The organism is uncultured Streptococcus sp. (assembly GCF_963525625.1).
Taxonomy (GTDB): Bacteria; Bacillota; Bacilli; order Lactobacillales; family Streptococcaceae; genus Streptococcus.
This window is the reverse complement of sequence record NZ_CAURLD010000023.1, coordinates 1-22,072: the sequence shown is the minus strand read 5'-3', so window position 1 is coordinate 22,072 and position 22,072 is coordinate 1. Positions and strand designations below refer to the sequence as shown.

The following is a 22,072-nucleotide window of genomic DNA, read 5'->3' as shown; positions in this document are numbered from 1 at the left end:
CAGAGGCATTTCATGATATAATAGTAGTCTATATTATTCAGTATGAGGGGCGTCATGGAAATCACTAAAGGAGTTCGTCTCCATTTTATTCAATCAGAAAAATTTAAAACAAACAAAATTAAGGTTCGTTTTTCAGCGCCTATGTCCAAAGAAACAGTAGCTGGTCGGGTTTTAACAGCCAGTATGCTGGAGACTGTCAATGCTGTTTATCCTACTTCGCAGGCCTTCAGAGAACGTTTGGCCAATTTGTATGGTGCTGATTATTCAACGAGTCTTTCAAGGAGAGGATTGGTCCATTATTTAGATATCAATCTTTCTTTTGTGCGGGATAAATTTTTGAGTCGCAAAAATGTCCTGACAGATGCCATGCTTGATTTTTTGAAAGCCAGCTTGTTTTCTCCATTGGTAAGTCAGGACGCTTTTGATGAATCTGCTTTTGAAATTGAGAAGAAAAATATCTTGAATGATTTGGAAGCAGAAATTGAGAATCATTTTTATCATGCTCATCGAGAATTAGACAAACTCTTTTATGAAGAAGAGGAAATGCAGATGCCTCGTGTTGGGACGATTGAATTAATCCAGAAAGAGACAGCTGCAAGCAGTTTTGCTGCTTTTCAGCAGATGCTTCAGGAAAATCAGATTGACTTTTTCTTTATTGGGGACTTTAATGAAGTGGCTGTTCGGGAGAAAATTCAATCTTTCAATTTTGCGCCTCGCCAGCAAGAACTTCAGTTAGTTTATCAGCAAGAATATTCCAATGTTTTGCGAGAAGGACTGGAGCAGAAAGATGTTCATCAGTCAATTATTGAGTTAGGCTATCACTTCCCTATTCAGTACGGAGAGAGTGAGCACCTGCCCTTGGTCGTTTTAAATGCTTTGCTAGGTGGCTTTGCCCATTCGAAATTATTTGTCAATCTTCGTGAAAAGGAAGGGCTGGCTTATACAATTTCTAGCAATTTTGATATTTTTTCAGGAATGATGCGGATTTACGCTGGTATTGATCGTAGCAATCGGACCAGAACAGTTGCTTTAATCAACCGACAGATTGCTGATTTGAAGCGTGGGAATTTTAGTCTGGAAGAACTGAATCAAACCAAGAAAATGCTGAGAAATTCAGTATTGTTAGCTCAGGATCGACAGAATACAATCTTAGAGAGAGCTTATATGGCTTCTGTTTTAGGGAAAAAATTCTTATCTCTTGAAGCTTGGCTGGAAGCTTTGGAACAGGTTCGTAAGGATGATATTATCAAGGCAGCTGGTCAGTTGAAATTACAAGCTATTTACTTTATGGAAGGAAAATAATGCAGGGAGAAGTGCTAGAAGAAATCAATTATTCAGCAGTAGGAGAAACTGTCTATCAGACAGTATTAGCAAACGGTTTGCGTGTTTTTCTTCTGCCTAAAAATGATTTTAATGAAACTTATGGGATTATCTCAACTAATTTTGGTTCAGTGGATACAGGGATTGTTTCACGTGAAACTAAGCAGGTCACTCATTATCCGGCTGGAATAGCTCATTTTTTGGAACATAAACTTTTTGAAGGCTCGCAGGGAAAGGATCTGCTGCTGGAATTTACTAAGCTAGGAGCTGAGAGCAATGCCTTTACGAGCTTTACTCGGACTAGTTATCTGTTTTCTGCAACGGATAACATTTCAGAGAACCTACAGCTTTTGCAAGAACTTGTGCATCAGGCTGATTTCACAAAAGAATCCATTTTGCGGGAACAGGATATTATCGATCAAGAAATTGAAATGTATCAGGATAATCCAGATTATCGTCTCTTTTTTGGAGCCTTGGCAAATCTCTATCCTCAAACACCTCTGGCAGAAGACATTGCAGGGACGAAAGAGTCCATCTCTGAGATAACTGTCGAAAATTTGAAGGAAAATTTCAAGAACTTTTATCATCCTTCTAATATGACTTTGTTTGTGATTGGTAATTTCGATTTGGAACAGATGGCTGCTGAGATTTCTGAACAGCAGGAAAAACTAGTTTTTGCAGGAAGTTCGGAACCTATTGAAAAAATTCCTGTTAGCCTTCACCCAGTGGTATCAACGGATACCTACCGAATGGAGGTGGCTAGTCCAAAACTGGCAGTTGGGATTCGAGGGACAGACTTTGTTGATGAATCGGAGTTGTATCGCTATAAAATCACTTTGAAACTCCTATTTGCCATGATGTTTGGCTGGACTTCCAAGCGTTTCCAGTCCCTCTATGAAAGTGGGAAAATGGATAATTCTTTAACGCTGGAAGTGGAAGTAGAAAAAGATTTTCACTTTGTCATGCTGACGATGGACACTCAGGAACCGGTGGGACTTTCTCATCAATTTCGCTCAGCCATCAAGAATTTTGACAAGGATCCGGATGTGACAGAAGAACATTTGGATACGATTAAAAGTGAGATGTTTGGTGATTTTCTGCATGGTTTAAACTCACTTGAGTATATTGCAACCCAATATGAACCTCAGTTGATGGGTGAGAATCTGTTTGATTTGCCGAAAATTTTACAGGACATCAGCCTGAATGATGTGATAAAACTAGGTCATCGATTTATCGATCAGTGTGATATGACAGATTTTACTATTTTTCCAAAATAATTCCAGAATCGTTTTTAAAATTTTGTTAAAATAGTGAAGAATAGAAAAAAGGGAAAAGTACGTATGAGAAAAAAAACGATAGGAGAAGTGTTGAAGCTTGCTCGGACTAATCAAGGTCTGAGTTTAGAGGAATTGTCAAAAAAGACAGATATCCAGCAGGATTTGTTAGAAGCGCTGGAACGAAATGACTATGATTTGCTTCCTAGTCCTTTCTATGCCCGTAGTTTCTTGCGGAAGTACGCCTGGGCTGTAGATTTGGATGAATCCATTATTTTGGAGGCTTACGAAGCTGGTGAGATGATTGTCTTTGATGAAGTGGCACTGGCAGCAGATGAGGAATTTAGGAGCAGAAAAAATAAAAATAAAAGCTCTTTTCTGCCCTTGTTCTATTTTCTCTTGTTGGCTTCAGCTATTGCTGCTTTCGTAGCTTACTATATCTGGAGCTATGCTCATACTAATTCGGTAAGTTTCAAAACATCTGACAGCAATTATAGTCTGGTGTCTTCTACAAGCACTAACAGTCAGAAGAGTTCCTTTTCTTCGGCTGATTCTAAGTCAGTTTCTTCCTCAGCTAGCAAGTTGACAGTTAGTGGAAGCGGAGAGAATTTGATTGCTGAGTATAGCGGAGCAAGTCAGCCTGTTAAAGTGACCGTTTCTGTGGAGCAAACAACCAATTTGGTAAGCATAAGCGATTCAGAACTAGCCGAAGGCATCACCTTATCTCCTGAAAAATCAAGCCAGACGGTTTCTCTTGAGCCAGGCAATAAGTATCTTATTACGTTAGCACCTGTTAAAGGAGCAACTGTGACGATAGAGGGACAAAAACTGGATACTTCTGCTTTGACTAGTGATAGTGGAACCATTAGTTTGAACATTACGAAAGGATAAAAACGAAGAGAATCCCATGAAAAAAGAAAATATTCCAAATGCCTTAACTCTTATTAGAATTGCTTTAATCCCTGTATTTGTTGTGATTTTAACATTCGGTCATTCTTACACCATGCATATTTTAGCAGCTTTTATATTTGCTTTTGCCAGTATAACTGATTATCTAGATGGTTATTTGGCACGAAAGTGGGAAGTGGTAACAAATTTTGGTAAATTTGCTGATCCCATGGCTGATAAGCTTTTAGTGATGTCTGCTTTTATCATGTTGATCGAGATGAAAATGGCTCCTGCCTGGGTTGTAGCTATTATTATTTGCCGGGAATTGGCAGTAACAGGTCTGCGCTTGCTTTTAGTGGAAACAGGAGGGACAGTCTTAGCAGCTGCTATGCCAGGTAAAATCAAGACCTTCACGCAGATGTTTGCTATTATTTTTCTACTGATTCATTGGACTCTCTTAGGACAAATCCTTCTGTATATCGCTTTAATCTTTACGATTTATTCTGGATATGACTACTTCAAGGGAAGTGCCTATCTCTTTAAAGATACCTTTAAATAATATGAAAAATATCATCGAAGTAAGAAATCTTAAGTACAAATACGATAGTGAGTCTGAGAATTACACTTTAAATGATGTCTCCTTTCAAGTAAAAAAAGGGGAATGGCTGTCTATTGTTGGTCATAATGGGAGTGGAAAATCAACCACAGTTCGTTTGATTGACGGTCTTTTAGAAGCGGAAAGCGGAGATATTATTATCTCAGGTGATAAGCTAACAGCTGAAAATGTCTGGGAAAAACGCAGACAGATTGGCATGGTATTCCAAAATCCAGATAATCAGTTTGTCGGAGCAACTGTAGAAGATGATGTAGCCTTTGGTTTGGAAAATCAAGGGCTGGACTATGATCTGATGGTAGAGCGAGTCCAGCAGGCATTAGAACTTGTCGGCATGCAGGATTTTAAGGAGCGTGAACCAGCTCGTCTTTCCGGAGGCCAGAAACAGCGGGTAGCTGTTGCAGGTGTGGTAGCTCTGAGACCGGATATTATTATTTTGGATGAAGCAACCAGCATGCTGGATCCAGAGGGGCGTTTGGATCTTATCCAGACCGTGAAAAAAATTAAAGACAAGAATCAGCTGACCGTCATTTCTATCACCCATGATTTGGATGAAATAGCCTTAAGCGACCGTGTTTTGGTCATGAAAGAGGGTCAGGTTGAGTCTACCGCTACCCCGAGAGAACTTTTTTCTCGAGAAGATTTGGAAGAGCTAGGATTGGATCAGCCATTTGTTAATCAGGTAAAGGCGGCTTTGTGTCAGTCTGGGCTTCCTCTGCCAGACTCTTACTTAACAGAAAAAGAATTGCAGGATCAACTATGGGCATTACTCTCAAAAATGTAAGTTATACTTATCAAGCTGGCACTCCTTTTGAGGGACCAGCGCTTTTTGGAGTGGATTTGGAGATAAAATCGGGCAGCTACACCGCTCTTATCGGGCATACTGGTAGCGGTAAGTCAACCATTCTCCAGCTTTTAAATGGCTTGCTGGTTCCTAATCAAGGCAGTGTTGAAGTAGGCAGTACAGTCATCACGGCTGATTCTGTCAATAAAGATATTAAACAGGTGCGCAAGAAAGTCGGTCTGGTCTTTCAATTTCCGGAAAGTCAGGTTTTTGATGAAACAGTTTTGAAAGATGTGGCTTTTGGTCCTCAGAATTTTGGTGTTTCTAAAGAAGAAGCGGAAACTTTGGCACGTGAAAAGCTGCACTTAGTCGGAATTTCTGAGGATTTGTTCAATCGCAGTCCTTTCGAACTTTCTGGTGGCCAGATGCGCAGGGTGGCCATAGCAGGTATACTGGCCATGGAGCCTGATATCTTGGTTTTGGATGAGCCGACAGCAGGACTTGATCCGTCCGGTCGAAAAGAACTGATGAGGCTCTTTGAAGAGCTGCATCGAGCCGGTATGACCATTGTTTTGGTAACACACCTAATGGATGATGTAGCCAACTTTGCTGATACAGTCTATGTTTTAGATAAGGGCAGAGTCGTCAAGAGCGGTCAGCCTGCTCAGGTCTTTCAGGATTTGGATTTTATGGAGAGTATTCAATTGGGTGTTCCTAAGATTACAAAATTTGCTCACGAATTGGCGGAGAAAGGGATGAATTTCTCGCACTATCCTATTACAATTGAAGAATTCAAGGAGATCTTGCATGGATAAGTTGATTTTAGGCCGCTATATTCCCGGAAATTCAATTATTCATCGTTTGGATCCGCGGAGCAAGTTGCTGGCGATGTTTCTTTTTATTCTATTAATTTTCTGGGCTAATAATCTTGGAACCAATCTGCTGTTGTTTGTTTTCGTTTTTAGTTTGGTCTTGCTGTCAAAGGTTCCTTTGAAGTTCTTTTTAAAGGGTATCCAGTCCATGGTTTTTATCATAGCTTTTACCACCTTGTTCCAGCTGTTTTTGACCTCAGGAGGCGCTACAATTTTTCAGTTTGCTTTTATCAAAATTACAGAAGCAGGACTGTCACAGGCTGGTATTATTTTTAGCCGCTTTATTCTGATTATTTTCTTTTCTACTCTTCTGACTCTGACAACAACACCCTTAAGATTGTCCGATGCGGTTGAGTCTTTGCTGAAGCCTCTGAAGGTTTTCAAGGTGCCAGCACATGAGATTGGTCTGATGCTCTCTATGAGCCTGCGCTTCGTTCCAACTTTGATGGATGATACTACTCGGATTATGAACGCCCAGAGGGCGCGTGGTGTTGACTTTGGCGAGGGAAAAATCATTCAAAAGATTAAATCTATTATTCCCATTCTAATCCCTTTATTTGCTTCCAGTTTTAAAAGGGCGGATGCTCTAGCTATTGCCATGGAAGCGCGCGGCTATAATGGAGGTGAAGGTCGGACACGTTTTCGCCGTTTGGCATGGAAAAGAAATGACAGCTTGGCTATTATTAGCTTATTTATATTAGGTATTCTGCTTTATATATTGAAAAACTGACCTGCTGTTTAAAGTGTTTTTAGAGAATAGTATAAGTTAAACTTGTCTATTTTTTACTTGATCAAAGAAAATATTTGGCAAAAAAGCTCTAAAAGTCTGTTTTTAAAGTCTAAACTAAATGTTCTTGTAACGTTTGACTTGGTAATGTAACTTTTTGGTAATATTTTATGTGTAAGATAGTATTATCACCGAAAGGAGAATTACTTTTTAATGAACAAAAAAACAGCAAAATGGACTTTAACAGGTGCAGTCGCTGCAGCGGCTTTCTTGGTTTCAGGTATTGCGAATGCTGAAACCTATACAGTTGAAGCCGGTGATACTTTATCAGCTATTGCTAACGAAAAAAATACAACTCTTGAGAAATTAGTAGAGTTAAACAAGATTGCAGATCCAAATCACATCCGTGTTGGTCAAATCTTGGAACTTGGAAATAGTGCCAAAACGTCTGAAACAAGCGTAGCAGCAACTGCAACTCCCGTAAATAATTATGCAGCACCTGCAGCAACAGCTAATTCAGCAGCAACTTCAGGAGGACTTGTACTTAGCAATGGTAATACCGCTGGTGCAACTGGCTCTTATGCAGCATCACGTATGGCAGAAATGACAGGTGTTCCTGCATCAACTTGGGAAGCTATCATTGCTCGTGAATCAAATGGTCAAGTAGATGCTTACAACGCATCTGGTGCTAGTGGTCTTTTCCAAACGATGCCAGGTTGGGGATCAACGGCTACTGTTGATGATCAAATCCAATCAGCATATAGTGCCTACAGTGCTCAAGGACTTTCAGCTTGGGGCTACTAAGATAGAAATAAAAAAACCACAGATTTCTGTGGTTTTTTGGTTTACATAAAGTTGACAATTTATAAGCATAAAATGATAGTGTAGATAAAGATTTAAAGGTAACAATCTTATCTAGATTGACAGCTATGTAAAGTTATGAAAAGTATTCGTTTAATATTTTTAAAATGTGTTTGGGAGAATGAGCCAGGAAATCTGCTCCATTTTCTAGTAACTCTTCTTTGCTGCCAAAGCCCCAAAGGACTCCTAGAGTTGAGATTCCTACTTCTTTACCGCCGATTATATCAAACTTTGTATCGCCTATAATTATGGTTTCTTCTGGATTTGCATCTAGTGTTTGGAGAGCTCGGCGCAGAACATCTGCTTTGTGAAATGAATCTGGCAGTGAGCCAAAAATATCATCAAATTGCTCAGAGATAGCTAGATTTACTAATAAATCTTGTGCTGTGGGTTGATTTTTACTTGTTGTTACATAAATCTGATAGCCGGCTTCTTTTAACTGTGTCAGCAATTCTGGTATCCCATCATAGAGACGGACATCCCAGATGCCTTTTTCCTTATAGAAGCTGCGGTAATAGTTAATCGCTTCTGGAACTTGGTTTTCTTCAAGAACAGAGGCGAAGCTTACTTCCAGAGGCGGCCCCATAAAACTTTTTATAATACTTTCTTCAGGGCACTCTTTTCCAAGTTGTTTGAAGCTGTATTCAAAGGATTCTTGGATGCCCTTTGAACTGTCAACTAGAGTTCCATCCAAATCAAAGAAGATATATTTCAAATGACTCATCTTGTCTCCTTGTTTACTATCTAGTAAATAACCTTGACAAATTTGTCAAGGTTATTCTCCAAAGATTTCTTTTGAAAGTCTGCGACCTGTCGGTGTTGTAGCTAGGCCGCCTTCAGCAGTTTCTCTGAAAGCAGTAGGCAGACTTGATCCGACTTGATACATGGCGTCAATGACTTCGTCAACAGGAATTTTAGATTCGATTCCTGCAAGAGCCATGTCAGCTGCAATAAAGGCGTAACTGGCCCCCATAGCATTTCGCTTGACACAAGGCACCTCCACTAGACCAGCTACTGGATCACAAATCAAGCCCAGCATGTTTTTAATGACAAAACAAATAGCTTGACTGGCTTGAAAAGGTGAACCTCCAGCAGCCAGAACTAAAGCAGCTGCACTCATAGCAGAAGCGGAGCCAACCTCAGCTTGACAGCCCCCTTCAGCACCTGAAATTGAGGCGTTATTGGCGATGACTAAGCCAAAAGCACCAGCAGTTAATAAAAAGTCTAGCTGTTCTTCTTCTGTAAGTCCTAATTTTTCAATGGCTGATGTAAGAACAGCTGGCAGACAGCCAGCGCTGCCGGCAGTAGGTGTTGCACAAACCAGTCCCATTTTAGCATTATGCTCATTGACAGCAATAGCATTTTTTGCAGCAGTCAGCACAGTGTGGTCTGACAAAGCCTTTCCTGACTGAATATAGTGGTCAAGTTTTGCTGCGTCTCCGCCAGTCAATCCGCTGCGAGACTTGCTCTCATTAAGTCCCAGAAGGACAGAGGCTTTCATGACTTCCAGATTGCGACCCATCAGTCGCAGGACTTCATCTCTTTCACGACCAGTTAATTCATACTCGGTAGCAATCATCAATTCAGCAACATTTCCTTGGTAATCCAAGTCAGCTTGCTCTACCAATTCTTTGATGGAATAAAACATATCTTCTCCTATTTAAAGAAATTCACATTATGCAGATGAGGAATATTGCGAATTTCGTCAATGGCTTCCTCACAGCTGCGGCTGTCAACTTCAATAATCATAATCGCTTTTTCTCCAGCCTTCTCACGAGTAACATTCATCTGAGCTATATTGATATTGTAGCGTGAAAGAGCTTCGGTGACATGGGCAATCATGCCTGGAACATCCTGGTGGACAATAATAATGGTCGGAGTATTCATGCTCAGAGATACAGAAAAGCCATTCAGCTCTGTTACTTGAATGTTGCCGCCACCGATAGAGACTCCAGTCACACTGATTGTTTTACGGTCATTTTTTACTGTAATCTTTGTTGTATTGGGGTGGGGAGCATTGCTATCCTTTTGAATGGTCCAGACAATCTTGATGCCACGTTTATGAGCAATTTCAAGGCTGTTAGGAATCTCAGGGTCATCTGTCTCCATTCCTAAAATCCCTGCGACAAGAGCCAAGTCAGTTCCGTGACCTCGGTAAGTTTTGGCAAAAGAGTTAAAGAGCTGGAATTCTACTTCCGTAGGCTCGTCATTAAAAATGGAGGAGACAATTTTTCCGATACGGACGGCGCCTGCCGTATGACTGCTTGATGGGCCAATCATCACAGGTCCGATAATATCAAAAACAGATTGAAATCTTAGTGAAGTCATGATTTCTCCTTGCAGCTTATTATTATTTTCATTATAACAAAGTTAAGGGCTTTCTGCTGATTTTTTAAATGAATTAAAAGTGGATATTATAAAATTTGTTTGATAGGAAAGTAAACGAGCAAATCAATAAGTTTACAAAGTTGTAAACATAATTTACAGTTAATAAATTTAGTTAAATTTCTGATTTGTTTTCCGAGTCCTTTCGTGCTATAATAGGCCTTGCTCAAGCGACCTTCAATCGTTGAAAGCACAGCACGACCTTCAATCGTGAAATAACGAAAAGATGGGAGAACACAATGAGTGATAACTCTAAGATTCGTGTCGTTGTTGGTATGAGCGGAGGTGTCGATTCATCAGTAACTGCTTTGCTCTTGAAAGAGCAAGGTTACGATGTGATTGGCATCTTCATGAAAAACTGGGACGACACAGACGAATTTGGTGTCTGTACAGCCACAGAAGACTACAAGGATGTAGCTGCTGTTGCAGATCAGATTGGCATTCCTTACTACTCTGTCAACTTTGAGAAAGAGTACTGGAATCGCGTTTTTGAATACTTCTTGGCGGAATACCGAGCTGGTAGGACTCCAAATCCAGATGTCATGTGTAACAAGGAAATCAAGTTTAAAGCCTTCCTTGACTATGCCTTGACACTGGGTGCAGATTACGTTGCAACGGGTCACTATGCTCAGATAAAGAGAGACCAAGATGGCTTGGTTCACATGTTGCGTGGCAAGGACAACAATAAGGATCAGACTTACTTCCTAAGCCAACTGTCACAGGAACAACTGCAAAAGACTATGTTTCCTCTGGGGCATTTAGAAAAGCCAGAAGTTCGAGCAATTGCTGAAAGAGCTGGTTTAGCTACAGCTAAGAAAAAAGACTCGACAGGTATTTGCTTCATTGGTGAGAAGAATTTTAAAGAATTTCTGAGTCAATACTTACCTGCTCAGCCTGGTCGTATGATGACCTTGGAAGGCAGAGATATGGGCCAGCATGCTGGGTTGATGTATTATACCATTGGCCAGCGGGGTGGTCTTGGAATTGGTGGGCAGCACGGCGGAGATAATGAGCCTTGGTTTGTGGTTGGAAAAGATCTCAGCCAAAATATTCTTTATGTTGGTCAGGGCTTTTATCACGACAACTTAATGTCAACCAGCCTTGACGCTAGTCAGGTTCATTTCACAAAAGAAATGCCAGAAGAATTTACTATAGAATGTACAGCTAAGTTCCGTTATCGTCAGCCTGATTCCAAAGTGACAGTTACTGTAAAGGGTGACAAGGCAGTTGTCAACTTTGATCAGCCTCAAAGGGCTGTTACTCCAGGTCAAGCAGTTGTCTTTTATGATGGCGATGAGTGCTTAGGTGGTGGCTTGATTGACAGAGCTTATAAGAATGGTCAAGTCTTGCAGTACATTTAGATTGACAATTCAGCTCAATCTGCTAAAATAAGATAAGCAATACCTATGATGGTCAAAGCTCATGGATGTTGCAGGCTTTTTTGTCCTGCACTTCTAGAGATTTGGCCTTTTTTGGTGAAAAAATGAAGGAAAAAGAAATGTCAAACAATTTTACTGAAAGTTATGATATTATCGTGATTGGAGCAGGACATGCTGGGGTTGAGGCATCGCTGGCTGCTAGTCGAATGGGTTGTAAGGTTCTTTTGGCAACCATCAATATTGAGATGCTGGCTTTTATGCCCTGTAATCCCTCTATAGGAGGCTCTGCGAAAGGCATTGTCGTCCGTGAAGTAGATGCTTTGGGCGGAGAGATGGCCAAGAATATTGACAAGAGCTATATCCAGATGAAAATGCTTAATACCGGCAAAGGCCCTGCAGTTCGTGCTCTTAGGGCCCAGGCGGATAAGGAAGTCTACTCCAAAGAAATGCGGAAGACTGTCGAAAATCAAGAAAATCTGACCTTGCGGCAAACTATGATTAATGAAATCTTGGTAGAAGACGGTAAAGTAATTGGAGTTAAGACAGCAACCCATCAGGAGTATGCAGCTAAAGCCGTCATTGTTACGACTGGAACAGCCTTGCGGGGAGAAATTATCATTGGTGATCTCAAGTATTCATCTGGCCCTAATCACAGTCTGGCAGCCATTCCTTTAGCAGATAACCTGCGGAATCTAGGTTTTGAAATTGGTCGTTTTAAAACCGGAACGCCTCCGCGTGTCAAGGCGTCATCTATCAATTATGATGTGACCGAGATTCAACCAGGAGACGAAAAAGCCAATCATTTCTCTTACACTTCTCGTGATGAGGACTATGTGAAAGATCAGGTGCCTTGCTGGTTGACCTATACCAATGCGGAAAGTCATGAAATTATCCAAAATAACCTGCACCGTGCTCCTATGTTTTCAGGCATCGTTAAGGGAGTGGGGCCACGCTATTGCCCGTCTATCGAGGATAAGATTGTCCGTTTTGCGGACAAGGAACGCCACCAGCTTTTCTTAGAGCCTGAGGGCCGTGATACAGAAGAAGTTTATGTGCAGGGGCTGTCAACCAGTTTGCCAGAAGATGTACAAAAGGACTTGGTTCACTCTATCAAAGGTCTAGAAAATGCTGAGATGATGCGGACAGGCTATGCCATTGAGTACGATATGATCATGCCCCACCAGTTACGGGCAACCTTGGAAACTAAGAAAATTTCAGGGCTCTTTACAGCAGGTCAGACCAATGGAACTTCTGGTTATGAAGAAGCCGCTGGTCAAGGGATTATTGCTGGGATTAATGCGGCTTTGAAGATCCAAGGGAAGCCGGAGTTAATCTTGAAGCGCAGTGATGGTTACATTGGAGTCATGATTGATGATTTGGTGACCAAGGGGACCGTAGAACCCTATCGACTTTTGACCAGCCGAGCTGAATACCGTTTGATTCTCCGCCATGACAATGCCGATATGCGTTTGACAGAGATGGGACGAGAAATTGGTCTGGTAGATGATGAGCGCTGGGCTCGTTTCGAGATTAAAAAGAATCAATTTGATAATGAGATGAAGCGTTTGGAATCTATCAAACTAAAGCCTGTCAAGGAAACAAACGCTAAGGTAGAAGCGCTTGGCTTTAAGCCTCTGACGGATGCAGTAACTGCCAAAGAATTTATGCGGCGTCCAGAAGTGTCTTACCAAGATGTGGCTCAGTTCATTGGTCCGGCTGCAGAGGAGCTTGATGAGAAGATTATCGAGCTAATTGAAACAGAGATTAAGTACGAAGGCTATATTTCTAAAGCTCTCGATCAGGTTGAAAAGATGAAGCGTATGGAAGAGAAGCGGATTCCAGCTAATATTGACTGGGATGATATTGACTCAATTGCGACTGAAGCGCGACAGAAGTTTAAGAAAATCAATCCAGAAACAATTGGTCAGGCTAGTCGTATTTCTGGTGTCAATCCAGCAGATATTTCTATTTTGATGGTTTACCTAGAAGGCAAATCTAGAAGTATTTCTAAAAATCAAGCGAAGTAACTCTTGTAAAAGGCTGAGTTTCCTTTGGGAAGCAGCCTTTTTGTGTAAATTTACAAGGGGTTGACAAGATTGTAAACTTTGAAAGACTGTTTTTCGATTCCTTTGCCCTTCTTAAATGCTTTACTTAATTGGGAGAAATTCGCTTTTTTCTAGGATTTATGGTAAAATGGCGGAATAAGAGGTCTATGATGAAAAAATTTCGTTTTGCCCCAATTCACTTGGCGATGGCGGGTCTAATTTCCTTTATAATCTTAGCCATCTGTTTGAGGCTTTTTGGTGATAGTTTGGCCATGCTAGCTGCTCTCATGCTTGTGCTGGCTCTTTTGATTGTGCTTTTTATCCAGCAACAGAGAGTATCCGAGCTAGATGAGATTGAGCAGATTCATTATGTCAATCATCAAGCAGAAGGAAGCCTCGCTTCCTTGCTAGATAAGATGCCAGTTGGTGTCATTAAAATCAGTGAAGATAATGGCGATGTAGAGTGGTTTAATCCCTATGCAGAACTGATTTTTACAACCGAAGATGGTGATTTTGATGCAGATATGCTGAAGAATATCATGAAGGCTGCTTATTCAGACTCTGGTCATTATGCAACGGTTGGAGACAAGAAATATTCGGTTTACTTGGACCGTGCATCCAGTGTGTTTTATTTTTTTGATGCATCCAATGAATACGAAGCCACTGTTGGTCTGGTAACAACGCGCCCGGTAATCGGGATTATCTCGGTGGATAATTATGATGATTTGGAAGATGTCGTTTCAGACACGGACATCAGCCATATCAATAGCTTTATAGCCAACTTCGTAGCAGAATTTTCTGAGCAGTTTCATATGTTTTACCGTCGGGTTGGCATGGATCGGTTCTATCTTTTTACAGATTACACAGTGCTGGAACAGCTGATGGAAAATAAATTTTCTATCATTGATCAATTCCGGACGGAAGCTAAAAATCGAGAGCTGTCACTAACACTCAGTATGGGCTTTTCTTATGGCGATGGCAATCATGATGAAATCGGTCGTGTAGCCCTGCTTAACCTCAACTTAGCTGAAGTCCGCGGTGGGGATCAGGCTGTCGTCAAAGAAAATAATGACAACATGAACCCAATCTTCTTTGGTGGAGGAACGGCGTCAGCTGTTAAGCGCACGCGCACCCGAACTCGGGCTATGATGACTGCGATCTCTGATAAGATTAAGAGTATGGATCAGGTCTTTATAGTCGGACATAAAAATCTGGATATGGATGCCTTGGGTTCTTCTCTTGGTATGCAACTCTTTGCTAGTAATATCATTGAGAAAGCTTATGTGGTCTATGATCCGTCCCAGATGGCTTCTGACATTGAGCGCTCCATTACAAAGCTCCAGCAGGAAGGGGCTGATTATCTGGTGCCGCTTTCTGAAGCAGTAAATATGGTGACCAATCGGTCGCTCTTGATTATGGTTGACCACTCCAAGATATCTCTGACTCTGTCTAAGGATTTCTTTGATCAATTCAGTCAGATTATCGTAGTGGACCACCATCGACGTGATGAAGACTTTCCGGAAAATGCTGTGATTGCCTATATTGAAAGTGGGGCTAGCAGTGCCAGTGAATTGGTAACGGAGCTGATTCAGTTCCAGAATTCTAAAAAGAACCGTCTCAGTAAGATGCAAGCCAGCATTCTCATGGCGGGGATTATGCTTGACACCAAAGGATTTTCATCTCGAGTCACCAGTCGGACCTTTGATGTGGCCAGTTATCTACGAACTCGGGGCAGTGACAGTGTTGTGATTCAGGACATTTCTGCTACGAATTTTGAGGAATATCGTGCGATTAATGAACTGATTTTAAACGGCAAGAAGATTTTGCCTAATGTCATTGTGGCAGCTGGTCCAGAGGAGAACACTTATGATACGGTTGTCATCAGTAAGGCAGCTGATACCATGCTCTCCATGTCAGGAATCGAAGCTACTTTTGTCGTGAGCAAGAATACCAAAGGCTATGTGTCTATTTCGGCTCGCAGTCGCAGCAAAATCAATGTTCAGCGAATTATGGAAAAGCTGGGCGGTGGCGGTCATTTCAATCTGGCGGCAGCTCAAATTGAAGGTAAAACAGTTTCTGAGGTCCTTCAGTCGCTGAATCAAGAAATTATGGACCAAGTCATTAAAGAGGAAGTAATAATAGACGAGGAGAAAAAAGGATGAAAGTAATTTTTTTAGCAGATGTAAAAGGCAAGGGCAAAAAAGGCGAAATCAAGGAAATGCCGACTGGCTATGCTCAAAATTTTCTGATTAAGAAAAATTTAGCCAAGGAAGCAACAGCGCAGGCTATTGGTGAGCTTCGCGGCAAGCAAAAGTCCGAAGAAAAAGCCCACGCGGAACTAGTGGCAGAAGCTCAGGCTATTAAAGCTAAGTTAGCAGAAGAAGCTACTCTTGTTGAATTTACTGAAAAAGTTGGTCCAGACGGCCGTACCTTTGGCTCTATTACCAGCAAGAAAATAGCAGAAGAGCTGCAGAAGCAGTTTGGCATCAAAATTGATAAACGCCATATTAAGGTGGACTCACCGATTCGCTCCATTGGTTTGATAGATGTTCCAGTGAAAATTTATCAGGATATAACAGGAGTGATTCGTTTGCGGGTTAAAGAAGGATAATAGTGATTTGAAGGAAGGATTTACCGATGGCAGAGATTGATGAACTCCGAGCTCAGCCTCAGGATATTTTAGCGGAGCAGTCCGTCTTAGGAGCCATTTTCATTGATGAGAGCAAACTGGTCTTTGTTCGTGAGTATATCGAGCCTGCTGACTTCTTTAAGTATGCCAATCGCTTGATTTTCAAGGCTATGATTGACTTGGCTGACCGTGGGGATGCCATTGATGCAACGACTGTTCGTAATATTTTGGACAGTCAGGGTGATTTGCAGAATATCGGCGGTCTCAGCTACTTGGTGGAAGTGGTCAATTCTGTGCCAACCTCTGCCAATGCTGAATACTATGCTAAAATCGTTGCAGAAAAGGCTATTCTAAGGCGGCTGATTTCGCGTCTGACAGAGTCTATCAATCAAGCCTACGATGGCGACCGGCTGTCAGAGGAAATTATCGCCGGAGCTGAAAAAGCACTGATTGATGTCAGTGAAACAGCTAACCGCAGTGGTTTTAAAAATATCCGTGATGTGCTGAATCTTAACTTTGGCAATCTGGAGGCTCGGTCTCTGCAGACGTCAGATATCACTGGGATTGCGACTGGCTACCGTGAGCTGGACAAGATGACGACTGGTCTGCATGAGGAAGAATTAATCATTCTGGCGGCTCGGCCAGCGGTCGGAAAGACAGCCTTTGCCCTTAATATCGCTCAGAATATCGGAACTAAGCTGGATAAGACTGTGGCCATTTTCTCTCTGGAAATGGGGGCGGAGAGCTTGGTGGACCGGATGCTGGCTTCAGAAGGGGTGATTAATTCTCATTCCATTCGTACGGGGCAACTGACAGATGAAGAGTGGCAAAAATATACCATTGCGACAGCTAATCTGGCTAACGCTAGTATTTATATCGATGATACACCAGGGATTCGGATTACAGAGATTCGCTCGCGGGCTCGAAAACTGGCTCAGGAAACGGGCAATCTAGGGCTGGTCTTGATTGACTATCTGCAGCTGATTACAGGAACTGGCCGTGAAAATCGCCAGCAAGAGGTTTCGGAAATTTCCCGGCAGTTGAAAATCTTGGCTAAGGAGCTCAAGGTGCCGGTCATTGCGCTGAGTCAGCTCTCGCGTGGCGTGGAGCAGCGGCAGGATAAGAGACCAGTGCTGTCTGATATTCGGGAATCAGGTTCCATTGAGCAGGATGCGGATATCGTTGCCTTCCTTTACCGGGATGATTATTATGATCGAGCTGGTGAGGAGGAAGAAGGCATTCCCAACAACAAGGTTGAAGTCATTATTGAGAAAAACCGGAGTGGGGCGCGTGGTACAGTAGAGTTAATTTTCCAGAAAGAGTATAATAAATTCTCAAGTATTTCCAAAAGAGAGGACGAATAAAGATGAGTGATGCATTTACAGATGTGGCAAAAATGAAAAAAATCAAAGAAGATATCAAGGCGCATGAAGGACAAATCGTTGAGATGACGCTGGAAAACGGTCGTAAGCGCCAAAAAAGCAAGCAAGGCCGTCTGATTGAAGTCTATCCGTCTCTGTTTATCGTGGAATATTCCAATGAAGGCGGTCAGCCAGGGGAAATCTCCAATACCTATGTGGAGTCTTATACTTATTCTGACATTTTGACAGAAAAGAACCTCATCCGTTATTTTGATGAATAGAAAGGTCCAGTGGGCCTTTTTACTTATATTTGAAGCAATTCCTCAGTCAAAGCGACTTATAAAGAGGATGATAAGCAAAGAAAACAGGTGATCATCATGATTAAAAATTTGGTTTTTGATTTGGGCAATGTTCTGATTGAATGGAATTCTGAGAAAATCTTGACTTATTTTGAACCTGATGAAGGACGGCGGCAAGTGCTTAGACAGGCTATTTTTGAGTCAGGTGTCTGGCATCAGACGGACAAGGGAGAGCTGAGTTTGAAAGAAGCCTGTGAGGAAGTCCTAGCTCAGCTGGACGCTTCCTATCATTCTGCCGTTAAGAATATCTTTTATCATTGGTATGAGGTTGTGCATGTTTACAGTGGTTTACAGGAAAGGATTCGGCTGTGGGCTGACCAGGGCTATCAAATCTATATCTTGTCAACCACTTGTGAGATTTTTTACCATATTGAAAAAGCTGGTTTGTTGCCCATTTACCCACTGCTGTCGGGCTATATCCTTTCCTCAGAGGTCGGTGTCGTCAAGCCGGAAGCAGAGATTTACCAAAAGCTATTGAAAAAATATAATCTGAATCCAGTAGAATCCGTCTTCATTGATGATATTCAGGCTAACTTAGATACGGCAGCTGAACTGGGCTTTAAAACCATTTTATCTACAAGTGAGACTGAGAATATCAGGGCTATGGAGACTTTGCTGGCTGCGAAAGGGAAGTTTGGCTGATTTATGATCGTTTGCTTTACTTATCGTTGAAAAGGAGTGAGTCTAAGCTCTAACCTTGACATTTGCTGATGATTGCGCTATCATAGTCCTATATATGGGAGTCTGTGTACAGTCTGAGAGGAAGTGTAAGCTTCGACCGCACCTGATCTGGGTAATGCCAGCGTAGGAAACATACCGAAAAATGTGGTATTTGTGCGCCTTTTCCATATATGGAAAAGGCCTTTTCTTTTATCATCTTTATCGAATGGTGATATCTTGAAGAATTGCAGCACTAAAATACAGGAAGGGAGGAAAACTAATCAATGAAAGCACTACAAAGGCTGATGCGGCAGCAAATCGGTCTCTTAGGGATGCTGGGTGTACTTGTCATCTGGCAGGTCATGGGCTGGCTCAAGCTCTTGCCCAAGTTTATCCTGCCGACACCCCTGGAAATCGGTCAGGCCTTTATCAGAGATGCTGGATTTCTAGCAAGTCATAGCTGGGCGACCTTAAAAGTAGCCTTATTGGGTTTGTTCTTGGGGTTGATCTTGGCCTGTATCTTAGCTGTCCTGATGGACAGCATGAGCTGGCTCAATGATCTGATCTATCCTATGATGGTCGTGGTGCAGACGATTCCGACCATTGCTTTGGCGCCAATTCTGGTTCTCTGGCTGGGTTATGGGATTTTGCCCAAGATTGTGCTCATTATTCTGACGACGACTTTTCCGATTATCGTCAGTATTCTGGATGGTTTTCGGCATTGTGACCGGGATATCCTGACTCTCTTTGAGCTTATGCAGGCCAATCGCTGGCAGATTCTTTGGCATTTTAAGATTCCAGCTAGTTTGCCCTATTTCTATGCGGGTCTGAGGGTCAGTGTTTCCTATGCCTTTATCACGACCGTGGTTTCCGAATGGCTGGGCGGTTTTGAAGGCTTGGGTGTTTATATGATTCAGTCGAAAAAACTCTTCCAGTACGACACCATGTTTGCTATTATCATATTGGTTTCGGTCATCAGCCTTCTAGGAATGAAGCTGGTGGCTGTCAGTGAAAAATATGTCATTAAGTGGAAATAGGGGCTCAGCTCTGCTATTTTCCAAAGAAAGAAAAGAGGATAATGATGAAAAAAAGTTATAAAGTGTTGCTGGCAGGCTTAGCTGCCGTGTCAATCATCGGCCTAGCGGCCTGCGGTCAGTCGAAATCTACGTCTGAAAGCAAAGATAAAAAGATTGATTTTATCCTAGACTGGTCACCTAACACCAACCATACCGGCCTTTATGTGGCTCAGGAAAAGGGCTACTTCAAGGAAGCAGGCGTGGATGTGGATATCAAGTTGCCGCCTGAAGATAGCAGTTCGGATTTGATTATCAATGGCAAGGCACCTTTTGGTATTTATTTTCAGGACTCCATGGCTAAAAAATTGGATAAGGGCGCAGAAATCACAGCTGTCGCGGCTATTGTAGAGCATAATACTTCGGGCATTATTTCTAAGAAGTCTGCGGGTATTACAAGTCCTAAGGATCTGGCTGGCAAGAAATACGGTACTTGGAATGATCCAGTGGAGCTAGGCATGCTCAAAACTTTGGTTGAAAGCCAAGGCGGCCAGTTTGATGAAGTGGAAAAAGTTCCTAACAACGATTCTAACTCTATTACGCCGATTGAAAATGGTTTGTTTGATGCGGCATGGATTTATCATGGCTGGGACGGCATCATGGCTCAAACTCAGGGCATGGACACTAATTTCTTTTACATGAAGGACTATGTCAAGGAGTTTGACTATTATTCTCCAGTGATTATTGCTAATAATGACTATCTGAAGAAGAATCCGGATGAGGTGAAAAAGGTCCTGCAGGCTATCAAGAAGGGATATCAATATGCCATGGAGCACCCTGAAGAAGCAGCGGATATTTTAATCAAGCATGCGCCGGAATTGAAAAACAAACGTGACTTTGTTTTGGCTTCTCAAAAATATCTGTCTGAGCAATATGCATCAGATAAGGACAAGTGGGGTCAGTTTGAGGCTAGCCGCTGGAATGCCTTTTACAAATGGGCCAAGGATAAGGGTATCGTGGACAATGACTTGAGTGACAAGGGATTCAGCAACGATTATATAAAATAATGACAGAAATTAAACTTGAAAATGTAAGTTATGCTTATGATGAGCAGCAGATTTTGAAAGATATCAGCCTACAGGTAGAAGCAGGCCAGGTCGTAGCGATTTTGGGGCCTAGTGGAGTCGGGAAAACGACCCTCTTTAATCTGATTGCGGGGATTTTGGAGGTCCAGTCGGGTAGGATTGTCCTAGACGGGCAGGAAAATCCCAAGGGCCGAGTGAGTTATATGCTGCAGAAGGACTTGCTGCTGGAGCACAAGACAGTGCTGGGCAATGTCATCTTGCCCCTGCTAATCCGAAAAGTATCAAAAAAGGAAGCGACGGAGCAGGCAACTCAGATTTTGAAAGAGTTCGGGCTCTTTGATGTAGCAGACAAGTATCCACATGAGCTGAGTGGGGGGATGCGGCAGCGCGTGGCTCTGCTACGGACCTATATGTTCGGTCACAAGCTATTTCTTCTAGACGAGGCCTTTAGTGCCTTGGATGAGCTGACTAAGATGGAGCTGCACGCTTGGTATCTGGATATTCATCGCAGGCTGGGTCTGACGACCCTTCTCATTACTCATAGCATCGAGGAAGCTCTGGCTCTCAGCGACCATATCTATATTCTGAAAAATCGGCCTGGAGAAGTCGTTACAGATCTCCAACTGACTTGGTCAGACAGTGAGGATAAGGAATTGCAGAAGCTGCGATATAAGCAGGAGATTTTGAGGATTTTGGGAGTGTGAAGCAACTGTTGGAATTCCTTTGCTTTAAAGAAACAACTTTAATCAAGCCTTTTGGCTTGATTTTTTGTCTGAGGCCCTTTACTTTTGACTTTATTCATGGTACAATAGCCTTTGTGTGAAATAGCAGCAGGAAAGCATGGAGCTCGTCAACAGAACATCAGCTATAAAAGTAGCCTTAGCTGTTTGGGCGAAAATGTTCTGCACGAATCAGGGCTTTCTAAGTGACTATTTCCTCAAAAATATTTTACAGGAGGACATTTTTATGTCACGTTATACAGGACCATCTTGGAAACAAGCTCGTCGTTTGGGTCTTTCTCTTACTGGTACAGGTAAAGAATTGGCTCGCCGTAACTATGTACCTGGTCAACATGGACCAAACAACCGCAGCAAATTGTCAGAATACGGTTTGCAATTGGCTGAAAAACAAAAACTTCGTTTCACTTACGGTGTAGGTGAAAAACAATTCCGTAACTTGTTCGTACAAGCTACAAAAATCAAAGGCGGAATCCTAGGTTTCAACTTCATGCTTCTTTTGGAACGTCGTTTGGATAACGTTGTTTACCGTCTTGGTCTTGCGACTACTCGTCGTCAAGCTCGTCAATTCGTAAACCACGGTCACATCCTTGTTGACGGAAAACGCGTTGATATCCCATCATACCGCGTAACTCCAGGTCAAGTGATCTCAGTTCGTGAAAAATCATTGAAAGTTCCAGCAATCCTTGAAGCAGTAGAAGCTACTCTTGGACGTCCAGCATTCGTATCATTCGATGCTGAAAAATTGGAAGGTTCATTGACTCGTTTGCCAGAACGTGATGAAATCAACCCAGAAATCAACGAAGCACTTATCGTTGAATTCTACAACAAGATGCTTTAATTTTAAGATATATGATACAGAAAGCCTACAACAGTGGGCTTTTTGTTTTATACTTTGATCATGATTTTTCCTATTTCACAATAAAAAGTATATAGTGTTTTTTTCTTATATAAAAAGTAAGTTGTTTTAACAGTAATTAATATAAAAGAAAAAAATAGAAAAAATTTTTTATAAAAAATAATTCAAAGCAGTTGACAAGCGTCAAAAAGTAGGTATAATAGAAAGAGTTGACAAGCTCA

Annotated in this window: 22 protein-coding genes and 1 riboswitch; of the genes, 19 read left to right on the top strand and 3 right to left on the bottom strand. The window is 42.0% G+C overall.

The window, feature by feature from the left end:
* The first annotated feature begins 54 nt into the window (after window positions 1–54).
* The 8 genes from yfmF (at window position 55) to RYK49_RS10160 (ending at window position 7,282) form a co-directional block, all read left to right on the top strand.
* Complete coding sequence (gene yfmF, locus RYK49_RS10195) at window positions 55–1,302, top strand: EF-P 5-aminopentanol modification-associated protein YfmF (protein WP_314830607.1); 1,248 nt, start codon at window positions 55–57, stop codon at window positions 1,300–1,302.
* Window positions 1,302–2,597, top strand: a complete 1,296-nt coding sequence (yfmH, locus tag RYK49_RS10190; RefSeq protein ID WP_314830608.1) for an EF-P 5-aminopentanol modification-associated protein YfmH — start codon at window positions 1,302–1,304, stop codon at window positions 2,595–2,597. Before yfmF ends, yfmH begins: the two co-directional genes overlap by 1 nt.
* Window positions 2,598–2,630: 33 nt before the next feature.
* Window positions 2,631–3,485 carry a cytoskeleton protein RodZ gene (gene rodZ, locus RYK49_RS10185; protein WP_314830609.1) on the top strand — a complete coding sequence of 285 codons (855 nt, stop codon included), beginning with the start codon at window positions 2,631–2,633 and terminating at the stop codon, window positions 3,483–3,485.
* Between the two features lie 16 nt (window positions 3,486–3,501).
* Window positions 3,502–4,041 (top strand): CDP-diacylglycerol--glycerol-3-phosphate 3-phosphatidyltransferase, encoded by a 540-nt coding sequence (pgsA, locus tag RYK49_RS10180; protein WP_314830610.1) that lies wholly within the window; start codon window positions 3,502–3,504, stop codon window positions 4,039–4,041.
* A gap of 1 nt (window position 4,042) precedes the next feature.
* Window positions 4,043–4,879, top strand: coding sequence for an energy-coupling factor ABC transporter ATP-binding protein (locus tag RYK49_RS10175; RefSeq protein ID WP_314830611.1), 837 nt, complete (start codon window positions 4,043–4,045; stop codon window positions 4,877–4,879).
* The gene (locus RYK49_RS10170; RefSeq protein ID WP_314830612.1) at window positions 4,855–5,694 is read left to right on the top strand and encodes an energy-coupling factor ABC transporter ATP-binding protein; all 840 of its coding nucleotides are present in this window, start codon (window positions 4,855–4,857) and stop codon (window positions 5,692–5,694) included. The genes RYK49_RS10175 and RYK49_RS10170 overlap by 25 nt, the downstream gene beginning before the upstream one ends.
* Window positions 5,687–6,481 carry an energy-coupling factor transporter transmembrane protein EcfT gene (locus tag RYK49_RS10165; RefSeq protein WP_314830613.1) on the top strand — a complete coding sequence of 265 codons (795 nt, stop codon included), beginning with the start codon at window positions 5,687–5,689 and terminating at the stop codon, window positions 6,479–6,481. The genes RYK49_RS10170 and RYK49_RS10165 overlap by 8 nt, the downstream gene beginning before the upstream one ends.
* Window positions 6,482–6,691: 210 nt before the next feature.
* Window positions 6,692–7,282, top strand: coding sequence for a LysM peptidoglycan-binding domain-containing protein (locus RYK49_RS10160; protein ID WP_009659542.1), 591 nt, complete (start codon window positions 6,692–6,694; stop codon window positions 7,280–7,282).
* Window positions 7,283–7,415: 133 nt separating this feature from the next.
* Here the strand turns inward: RYK49_RS10160 and RYK49_RS10155 are convergent, their stop codons facing one another.
* From RYK49_RS10155 to sdaAB, 3 genes are read right to left on the bottom strand one after another with little or no spacing between them, the layout of a single operon-like run.
* Entirely contained in the window at window positions 7,416–8,063 is a 648-nt protein-coding gene (locus tag RYK49_RS10155; RefSeq protein WP_314865634.1) for an HAD family hydrolase, read from the bottom strand.
* Window positions 8,064–8,114: 51 nt separating this feature from the next.
* A complete protein-coding gene (gene sdaAA / locus RYK49_RS10150; RefSeq protein ID WP_314830615.1) occupies window positions 8,115–8,987 on the bottom strand; it encodes an L-serine ammonia-lyase, iron-sulfur-dependent, subunit alpha in 873 nt (290 codons plus the stop codon).
* 8 nt (window positions 8,988–8,995) lie between these two features.
* Window positions 8,996–9,667: an L-serine ammonia-lyase, iron-sulfur-dependent subunit beta gene (gene sdaAB, locus RYK49_RS10145; RefSeq protein ID WP_002928563.1), complete on the bottom strand. Its 672-nt coding sequence runs from the start codon at window positions 9,665–9,667 to the stop codon at window positions 8,996–8,998.
* A 296-nt stretch (window positions 9,668–9,963) separates the two neighbouring features.
* Here sdaAB and mnmA point away from each other — a divergent pair, with 296 nt between their 5' ends.
* The 11 genes from mnmA (at window position 9,964) to rpsD (ending at window position 21,833) form a co-directional block, all read left to right on the top strand.
* A complete protein-coding gene (mnmA, locus tag RYK49_RS10140) occupies window positions 9,964–11,085 on the top strand; it encodes a tRNA 2-thiouridine(34) synthase MnmA (RefSeq protein ID WP_314830616.1) in 1,122 nt (373 codons plus the stop codon).
* 137 nt (window positions 11,086–11,222) lie between these two features.
* Window positions 11,223–13,130, top strand: coding sequence for a tRNA uridine-5-carboxymethylaminomethyl(34) synthesis enzyme MnmG (gene mnmG, locus RYK49_RS10135; RefSeq protein WP_314830617.1), 1,908 nt, complete (start codon window positions 11,223–11,225; stop codon window positions 13,128–13,130).
* 158 nt (window positions 13,131–13,288) lie between these two features.
* Window positions 13,289–15,310 carry a DHH family phosphoesterase gene (locus RYK49_RS10130; protein WP_314830618.1) on the top strand — a complete coding sequence of 674 codons (2,022 nt, stop codon included), beginning with the start codon at window positions 13,289–13,291 and terminating at the stop codon, window positions 15,308–15,310.
* Window positions 15,307–15,759 (top strand): 50S ribosomal protein L9, encoded by a 453-nt coding sequence (rplI, locus tag RYK49_RS10125; protein ID WP_002894242.1) that lies wholly within the window; start codon window positions 15,307–15,309, stop codon window positions 15,757–15,759. Before RYK49_RS10130 ends, rplI begins: the two co-directional genes overlap by 4 nt.
* A gap of 26 nt (window positions 15,760–15,785) precedes the next feature.
* Window positions 15,786–17,141, top strand: a complete 1,356-nt coding sequence (dnaB, locus tag RYK49_RS10120) for a replicative DNA helicase (RefSeq protein WP_002894241.1) — start codon at window positions 15,786–15,788, stop codon at window positions 17,139–17,141.
* 2 nt (window positions 17,142–17,143) lie between these two features.
* Window positions 17,144–17,419 carry a Veg family protein gene (locus RYK49_RS10115; RefSeq protein WP_002894239.1) on the top strand — a complete coding sequence of 92 codons (276 nt, stop codon included), beginning with the start codon at window positions 17,144–17,146 and terminating at the stop codon, window positions 17,417–17,419.
* A 96-nt stretch (window positions 17,420–17,515) separates the two neighbouring features.
* Window positions 17,516–18,139: an HAD family phosphatase gene (locus RYK49_RS10110; protein WP_314865632.1), complete on the top strand. Its 624-nt coding sequence runs from the start codon at window positions 17,516–17,518 to the stop codon at window positions 18,137–18,139.
* Window positions 18,140–18,223: 84 nt separating this feature from the next.
* Window positions 18,224–18,325, top strand: a riboswitch (TPP riboswitch).
* A gap of 116 nt (window positions 18,326–18,441) precedes the next feature.
* On the top strand, window positions 18,442–19,194 hold the full coding sequence (locus RYK49_RS10105) for an ABC transporter permease (RefSeq protein ID WP_314865630.1): 753 nt from the start codon (window positions 18,442–18,444) through the stop codon (window positions 19,192–19,194).
* A 44-nt stretch (window positions 19,195–19,238) separates the two neighbouring features.
* Window positions 19,239–20,237 carry an ABC transporter substrate-binding protein gene (locus RYK49_RS10100; RefSeq protein WP_314865628.1) on the top strand — a complete coding sequence of 333 codons (999 nt, stop codon included), beginning with the start codon at window positions 19,239–19,241 and terminating at the stop codon, window positions 20,235–20,237.
* Window positions 20,237–20,959 carry an ABC transporter ATP-binding protein gene (locus RYK49_RS10095; RefSeq protein ID WP_002918010.1) on the top strand — a complete coding sequence of 241 codons (723 nt, stop codon included), beginning with the start codon at window positions 20,237–20,239 and terminating at the stop codon, window positions 20,957–20,959. Before RYK49_RS10100 ends, RYK49_RS10095 begins: the two co-directional genes overlap by 1 nt.
* Window positions 20,960–21,221: 262 nt before the next feature.
* Window positions 21,222–21,833: a 30S ribosomal protein S4 gene (gene rpsD / locus RYK49_RS10090; protein WP_004253981.1), complete on the top strand. Its 612-nt coding sequence runs from the start codon at window positions 21,222–21,224 to the stop codon at window positions 21,831–21,833.
* Window positions 21,834–22,072: the final 239 nt, after the last annotated feature.